Below are 7685 nucleotides of genomic sequence, written 5' to 3'. Positions count from 1 at the left end.
TAAAGTGTGAGACCATTTACCTTGAGAAGCCTCAAAACATTGAGCAGTTAGAGCAACAAATCCATGAGTACATTCATTATTACAACCATGAGCGTATTCAATTGAAACTAAAAGGACTGAGCCCTGTACAGTACAGAACTCAGTCCTTGGGGTAAACTAAACCGTCCAAGTTTCGGGGGTCAGTTCAATTTAAGAGGGCTTTTTCTATATGACAACTTTAGCAGGTTACTGACTTATGGTAGCAAATGTGCAACCGCATCACGCTCTTCGCTAAGCTCTTGCTCAGTCGCAGCCATTTTCTCTTTAGAGAAATCTGATGACACATCAACGCCGTCTACGATAGACCAGTCGCCATTGCTACAAGTGCAAGGGAATGAGTAGATTAAGCCTTCCGCGATACCGTACTCGCCGTTTGAGTAAACGCCCATTGATACCCAATCGTTCTCATCCGTACCTAATGCCCACGTGCGCATGTGTGCAATAGCAGCATTAGCAGCAGAAGCCGCAGAAGAAGCACCGCGAGCTTTAATGATCGCCGCACCGCGCTGTTGTACTTCAGGGATATAAGTGTTTTCGTACCACGCGCGATCAACCAAATCTAGCGCAGGCTTGCCGTTTACAGTGCAAGCGGTTAAATCTGGATACTGAGTTGATGAATGGTTGCCCCAGATCGTCATTTTTTTGATGTCATTGACGGTGCTGTCAGTCTTTTCAGCCAACTGTGCCATGGCACGGTTGTGATCCAAGCGAGTCATCGCAGTGAAGTTACGTGGATCAAGATCTGGTGCGTTACGCTGAGCGATCAGTGCATTCGTGTTGGCAGGGTTACCCACAACCAATACTTTTACATCACGACTTGCGACGTCATTCAATGCTTTACCTTGCGCTGAGAAAATCGCAGCGTTGGCTTCTAGCAAATCTTTACGTTCCATACCTGGGCCACGAGGACGTGCGCCAACCAGTAAAGCATAATCGATATCTTTAAACGCAACATTAGCATCATCAGTTTGGACGATACCCGCCAATAATGGGAATGCACAGTCTTCTAATTCCATGACCACACCCTTTAGGGCGTCAAGAGCTGGCGTGATTTCAAGCAATTGCAAAATAACTGGCTGATCTTTACCTAGCATCTCACCAGACGCAATACGAAATAGCATCGCGTAGCTGATATTACCAGCGGCACCAGTGACGGCAACACGTAAAGGCTGTTTCATTGACATTGAATACTCCCTAATTAATTATTAGATAATTCTAATGAACGATTATCATTTTAGACATCGACTTGTTTGCCGCATAGCAGCATGTATAAACCGAGAGCTAGTGTAGCACTTCGTTCGGTAAATCGTCTAGAGACAATGAGACGCCTACTGCTCATTATATTGTTACATTTTATACGGGAGGTGTTTTAAAACAATTGAAAGTTTATACAGATAAAGCGCTGGAGACACTTAAAAGTTGGGTAATGTTCGCTTGTATAAACCGTATGGAGATCGGCAACACGCTTAGCGTCGGCAGAAGATATGATCCGTTTTTACTTAAAATTATCCCAAGCAGCCTCAGGATAAACAGTAAAAGCAACTATCAAAACAACCTTAAAAGCAACTGTAAGTATGAAAGAGCCGTAAAAAAAAGCCGTAAAAAAGATTATTTACCGCCTGAGATGACAAATTTACTGCCACAGTTGTCCACAACATCATGACAAGTACCAAATCCGCTGCCCTCATAACAAACATGGATTTCAGTCAAAGTTTGCTGACGGCGATTGCCTGCCTGACAAACCAAGTCAATACTAGCCGAAGACATGCCCCTATTTAGGTGGGTCATTTGATTGATAAAGCGTGATTTAGAGACCGTATAGCTGTTACCAGTGTTCAACTCAGCCGGTAGTTTTAACGCACCAGCATAGTTGGTAATTTGTCGAAAGTAACTACTGGCACTAAGCGGGCTACAGATACCATAGTGCTGCCATGCTTGGCTACGCACTGTTGTGTCTGGCATGACACGGTTGACGACTTTTAGTTGTAACGGCGTCAGCCTCGGTTCACTTCCACGTCCACAGCGCTCACCATACCCCATGTCCAAACCTGACACCGTTAATGAATAACCTTCTAGACACTGACGCATACGAGCCCGCGTTGGCTGTAGACTACATAATGCCGGCGTCATCTCAACCATTAATACACGCTGTCCTGTTTTGACAGTGCTAGCAGCTTGTGCTGGCAGCAGCATGACACCTTGCAATATTAATAACGTGCCAATACTCATGGTAATATTCATATAGCCAGTAGGCTTTTTGCCTATCAAACCCGCGCGTGCTGGCGCTAAGAGCTGGATAGGTTTATTTTTGAAAAATATTGTCGATTGATTAAGGTTTGGGGTCAGGTTGACGGGCGAGCGTCCCTGCACCTGAACAGATGAGAGACGGCTCACTTTTGACAATAGGAACAGACGTAAATATTTTTTGATCATAAGGGCTGAAGGCATCTAGCAATGATAGAACATGGACTATAACTTAGATCGTAGCGCGCAAGACTAAACACGCACAAACATAAGAATAGAGCTAACAAAAAATATGGGTATCGATTGATCAGCACGAATTAAAGGCACTAATTAACGCAATGGTAGCAAAACGTTTTTTTTAATCCATAGCAGAAACGTAAACATTATCATTATCATCAGGAAACAGTCTAATATGAACATACAAATAGACCACTAAAGATAAATCGTTAGTGGTCTATGGCGCACAAAGCTGTGGCTATCAGAACGTGGCAGGAACCGTGCCCATACGCTGACTAATGGGTTGATGACGGCCTAATAAGCTACTATAAATAGTGGCATTTTCCATCACATGTTTGACATAGTTGCGCGTTTCAGGGAACGCTATCGACTCAACATATTGGTCAGCTGCTAGTGATCCGTAGGCGGGCTGCCAGCGCTTGGCATTGTTCGGTCCAGCGTTATAGCCAGCCGTTGCTACCGCAGGTTGCTGGTTCAACCTTTTAAAAATATCACCCATGTACCAAGTACCATAACGGATATTGGTATCGCCACTGTTGGCGCGGCTGGCACTATAGGTCTCGCCCAAATGACGGGCAACGTATTTTGCAGTATCCGGCATGATTTGCATCAGACCACTAGCGCCAACATTTGAGCGCGCTGAGGTCACAAAACGGCTTTCTTGACGCATAATGCCATATGCCCATGCAGGATCAATACCTGCCGATTGACTATAACGTACCACAGCATCTTGGTGCGGCATTGGATGCGACAAGGCTAAACTATCAACTCTATCAGTATTATCAATGGCATAAATCGCACGGTCGAGCCAGCCGAGATCATAGGCTTGACGAGCCGCAGCTACGATTAAATTATCATCACGATTGTCACGCGCCTGCTTCACCGCCCAGTTCCACTCGCGATTGGCATAGGCACGGCTAACATCCGCATTATATAAGGCAAAAGCACGAGCGAAGTTTGCATCTTGCATGACACGCGCACGGTCGGCATTACTGACATTTGGTAAATGATGACCACCCAAACGACTGGCATCAAAACGCTGACCGATTTTATCTTTTGCCATCAGTCCATAGTAGTCGTTACTTTTTGCTAGGTTCTGATACATTTTTTTAGCGATACTGCGCTTATTGGCATTGCTTGACTGCTCATAAGCGCGTGCCAGCCAATACTGCCACTGATTGTCTTTTTGGGTTTCACTATCCATCTTGGAGATAGCTTCAACGACATCATCCCAACGCCCAAAGCGAATCGCCGCCATGGCATAGTCTTCCGCTTCTTCAAAGTTAAAGTCATCGTCTAAGCTGTTACGAAACCAGTCAACCGCCTCAGCGCTAAACCCATCATCAGTGTTATAGTTCATGCGCTTCACCCCAAGGATGCGATATGCATAACGACGGGTATCATCATTCAACAGTCTAACTGAGCGCTGGTTGTCTTGCTTGATATCAAAATCTAACTGGAGCGCGGCTTCACGATAAGACTTATCAGCCACACGTCCCAATGCATATAAATACAAATATTGGTTGGTTTGACTGGCAGGCTCACGGCCAAAACGGCTAAAGAACGAAGATGGATTCAGCTGAATGTCACTTAGTGCTGAATAAGCAATCGGTGTACCAAGACGTGATGACAATGCCATGATGTCACCAGTCTTACCGATACGTAGCATACGCTTAAGACGAGCCGCCCTATCTTGATTGCTAATCAGCGCGTTATTATTCATCTCCATCGCCAACTGCTCACACAAGGCTGGCTGTTTCATGGTCGTGAGCCAAACATCTGACTTCGCTGCCATGGCACGCATGGTATCACCGCCGTTATTAAACCCAAGCGCCACGGCACAGCGCTCGCTTGCATCAGCATTGGTAATGAGATTTGCCACTTGTCTGACAGATGCGTAGTCATTAGAACCCGCTTTGGTTTCGGCAAAATCAGCCACCAGCTTTTCTGCCATCACAGTATTGGGATACTGGCGCACAAACTGTGACACAGCAGCCGCACTTTGCGAGTTTAGGTCTAAATTCATCCGCCAATAAGTCGGATACATGGCAAACAAACTGCCACTCATGGCTTGCTCATAACTGTAAAGGGCACTAATGTCGCCGCGCTCTGCCGCAATAGCTGCCGCGGTAAATGAGCTTGCACCACTATCTTGTTGATAGCTGCGGTCTTGCTGATAGCCATCTTGATCATCGCCCCACAGCTCGGCACAAGCAACTTGCGACAATCCTAGCGCACTGACTGCCGTCGCCAAGCTCAGCGCACTCACTCTTAGCCGACTTGCTTTGAGGCGCTTTGAACCATCCTTTTGATCAGTCGACTCTCTATCCTTGATGCTATGAGCAACGCGCAACTTTGTCATATTGTCTCTCTTTATTATATCACTACACATTTATAAACCACGAATTGCCGAGTACCGCTAAGGCTATGGCGCTTATCATACTATACTCGTTGCACTTTCAACCATCACCTTTACCTTCCGTTAATAAATAGGACAGCGCGGTGTAACATAGAAGTGATAGTGGTGGGTAGTTTTTACTAAAAGCGCTGCTACTCCCAGTAAATATTTGATACTGTTATGAATTATCTATGATAATGACCCTAAATTGCCCGTGCTAATTTTTCACATTGGGAGCGGGTTGTGATAAAATACGCCACCTGTTAATCGGCTACCCCGCTATATTTTTAGTCAATCATGGACTTATCCTTATGAGTGTTACTGTATTTAATCCCCGCATTAATAATGACGCTGCTGTTGCTAAAACAACTGCTGCCGCGCCTGCTGTCACTGCACTCAAAGAACCAAGTTCAGCGCCTAAAAAGGTCTTTGTCACCACTCAGGGCTGTCAAATGAATGTCTATGACTCAGGCAAGATGCTTGACGTACTTGGTGACTCACACGGCATGGAAGTGACACACGATATCGATGAAGCCGATGTACTACTGATGAACACCTGCTCTATTCGTGAAAAAGCGCAAGAAAAAGTCTTTTCAGAACTGGGTCGCTGGCGCAAACTAAAAGAAAAACGTCCCGACCTAGTCATCGGGGTTGGCGGCTGCGTGGCCTCGCAAGAAGGCGATAACATTCAAAAGCGCGCCCCATACGTCGATATGGTGTTCGGCCCGCAAACCTTACACCGTTTGCCAGAGCTATATGATCAATCGAACGAGCAGCGCGATATCTCTCCTAAGCACCGTATCGGCACCATTGACGTATCCTTCCCAAGTATTGAAAAATTTGATTTCCTACCAGAACCAAGAGTAGAAGGCTATAAAGCCTTTGTCTCCATTATGGAAGGTTGCTCAAAATATTGCTCATTCTGCGTCGTTCCTTATACCCGCGGTGAAGAGTTGTCGCGCCCACTTGATGATGTGTTGGCTGAGATTGACAGCTTAGCAGCGCAAGGTATCCGTGAGATCAACTTGTTGGGCCAAAACGTCAATGGCTATCGCGGCGAAAAAGACGATGGCAGTGTCTGCCGCTTCGCCGAGCTATTGCACTATGTGTCGCATGTCGATGGCGTTGAGCGTATACGTTATACCACCAGCCATCCGCTTGAGTTTACCGACGACATCATTGACGCTTATGCCAAGCTGCCAGAGCTGGTGTCACATTTGCATCTGCCCGTACAAAGTGGCTCCAATTCGATTCTTGCTGCCATGAAGCGTAACCACACCATTGATGTCTACATCAATCAAATTAATAAACTAAAAGCCATTCGTCCCGATATCCACTTGTCTAGCGACTTTATCATTGGCTTCCCAGGTGAGACAGATGAACACTTCCAAGAAACGTTGAACTTGGCAAAAGAATTAAACTTCGATCATTCTTACAGCTTTATTTATTCTAAGCGTCCGGGCACGCCAGCGGCAGAGTTGCCAGATGATGTTAGCTTCACAACCAAAAAAGCACGCTTGGCTGAGTTCCAAAAGGTTATCATCGACTCGACACTTGCTAAAACGCATGAAATGATCGGTACCACGACTCGCGTGTTGGTTGAACAAGTTGCCAACCGTCACCCTGATTGTTTAATCGGTACGGCAGACAATACACGTACGGTTATGTTCCCGTACGATGAAGAGCAAATGAATGAGCTGCTCGGTAAAATCGTTAGTGTACGCGTTACTGATTTTGTCAGCCCGCATATGGTGAAGGGTGAGCTAATCGAGGTCTTGGCTTAAATGTTTACAAGCTGAATGTGCATCAATAAAAAAGCCGTTTACTATGTTTATAATAGTAAACGGCTTTTTTATCGCCAGTTCGACGTGTACTTTCTCACATAAATCTGTAAAAAATCCCTCATGATCGTACTGTGCCGCTCTCAAAATGAATCGACTGTATCTTAAACCATAAAACTATATCTTAAACCATAAAACTGTTTACAACTTCAACCAATAGCGCAGCCGCGATCACTATAAATATGACACCGCAACCACGGTTAAGCCAAGCCAAGCGACTGCCAACATCCAGCCAGCTTGCCAGCTTCTTACCGCCTAAGGTGTAAACAATCTGCCAAATCGTCTCACTGAAAAACAATCCGATGGTCAATAAAATGTATTGTGGCCATAGCGGCGCGCTAAAGTTGATAAATTTGGGGAAGAAAGCAGCAAAAAACAAGATGGCTTTTGGGTTGGATAAAGACACCCAGACACCCGTACGAAACAACGTCATATTACTTGGGGAAAATGTAACCGCAGCACTAGAGAGCGAGCGCGGTTTGGGGGTGTCAGCTGTAGCTTCTTCATAGGCAAGATAGTCAATGGCCACTTCCTCGCTCATCTCGCGCGCATCCTTCATCAAGCTACCACCAGCATCACGCCACGAGCTGATCCCCAAATAAATCAAATAGGCCGCTCCTACCGCCTTGATAATCGTCAGCAACCAAGGCGACTGACGACTGATGACATCCAAACCTAGCAAAGTTGAGAGCAGTAAAATAAACAAACCAAGACTCAAGCCCGCCAGCGTCCACAGCGTACGCTTCACGCCATAATTCATCCCATATTGAAACGCTAACAGCATGTTCGGACCTGGGGTCGCTGAAATCAAAAATGTACTTGCAAAAAATACCGCAAACAGATGCCAAGACATCAGCCAACCCCTACGTCGTTATTTATAAAAAATGTTAAGCAATCGAGTTACCGAATATCAAAAATGAACAGCG

At 45.7% G+C, this 7685-nt stretch carries 6 protein-coding genes; 2 read left to right on the top strand and 4 right to left on the bottom strand.

The genetic code is table 11. The features are described 5' to 3' along the window. Nucleotides 1–155, top strand: a 155-nt coding sequence (locus DVY93_RS08345; protein ID WP_230710252.1) for an IS3 family transposase, incomplete at its 5' end; no start/stop codon positions are given. Nucleotides 156–233: 78 nt separating this feature from the next. Here DVY93_RS08345 and DVY93_RS08340 read toward each other — a convergent pair. The 3 genes from DVY93_RS08340 to DVY93_RS08330 all read right to left on the bottom strand — a co-directional run bounded on the left by DVY93_RS08340 (nt 234) and on the right by DVY93_RS08330 (nt 4882). Further along, nucleotides 234–1223: a malate dehydrogenase gene (locus DVY93_RS08340; RefSeq protein ID WP_193005317.1), complete on the bottom strand. Its 990-nt coding sequence runs from the start codon at nt 1221–1223 to the stop codon at nt 234–236. 424 nt (nt 1224–1647) lie between these two features. After that, the gene (locus tag DVY93_RS08335; protein WP_230710249.1) at nt 1648–2472 is read right to left on the bottom strand and encodes a hypothetical protein; all 825 of its coding nucleotides are present in this window, start codon (nt 2470–2472) and stop codon (nt 1648–1650) included. Nucleotides 2473–2761: 289 nt separating this feature from the next. Beyond that, a complete protein-coding gene (locus DVY93_RS08330) occupies nt 2762–4882 on the bottom strand; it encodes a lytic transglycosylase domain-containing protein (protein WP_230710248.1) in 2121 nt (706 codons plus the stop codon). A 347-nt stretch (nt 4883–5229) separates the two neighbouring features. On the opposite strand from DVY93_RS08330, the gene miaB reads away from it, so the two are divergent. After that, a complete protein-coding gene (gene miaB / locus DVY93_RS08325; protein WP_230710245.1) occupies nt 5230–6702 on the top strand; it encodes a tRNA (N6-isopentenyl adenosine(37)-C2)-methylthiotransferase MiaB in 1473 nt (490 codons plus the stop codon). Nucleotides 6703–6883: 181 nt separating this feature from the next. Here miaB and DVY93_RS08320 read toward each other — a convergent pair whose 3' ends face one another. Continuing rightward, nucleotides 6884–7612 carry a LysE family translocator gene (locus tag DVY93_RS08320; RefSeq protein ID WP_230710243.1) on the bottom strand — a complete coding sequence of 243 codons (729 nt, stop codon included), beginning with the start codon at nt 7610–7612 and terminating at the stop codon, nt 6884–6886. Between the last annotated feature and the right edge of the window lie 73 nt (nt 7613–7685).

The sequence above is a fragment of the Psychrobacter sp. CCUG 69069 genome (assembly GCF_021023115.1).
Lineage (GTDB): Bacteria > Pseudomonadota > Gammaproteobacteria > Pseudomonadales > Moraxellaceae > Psychrobacter > Psychrobacter namhaensis.
The sequence above is the reverse complement of the archived record's forward strand: the minus strand, read 5'-3'. Positions and strand labels throughout refer to the sequence as shown.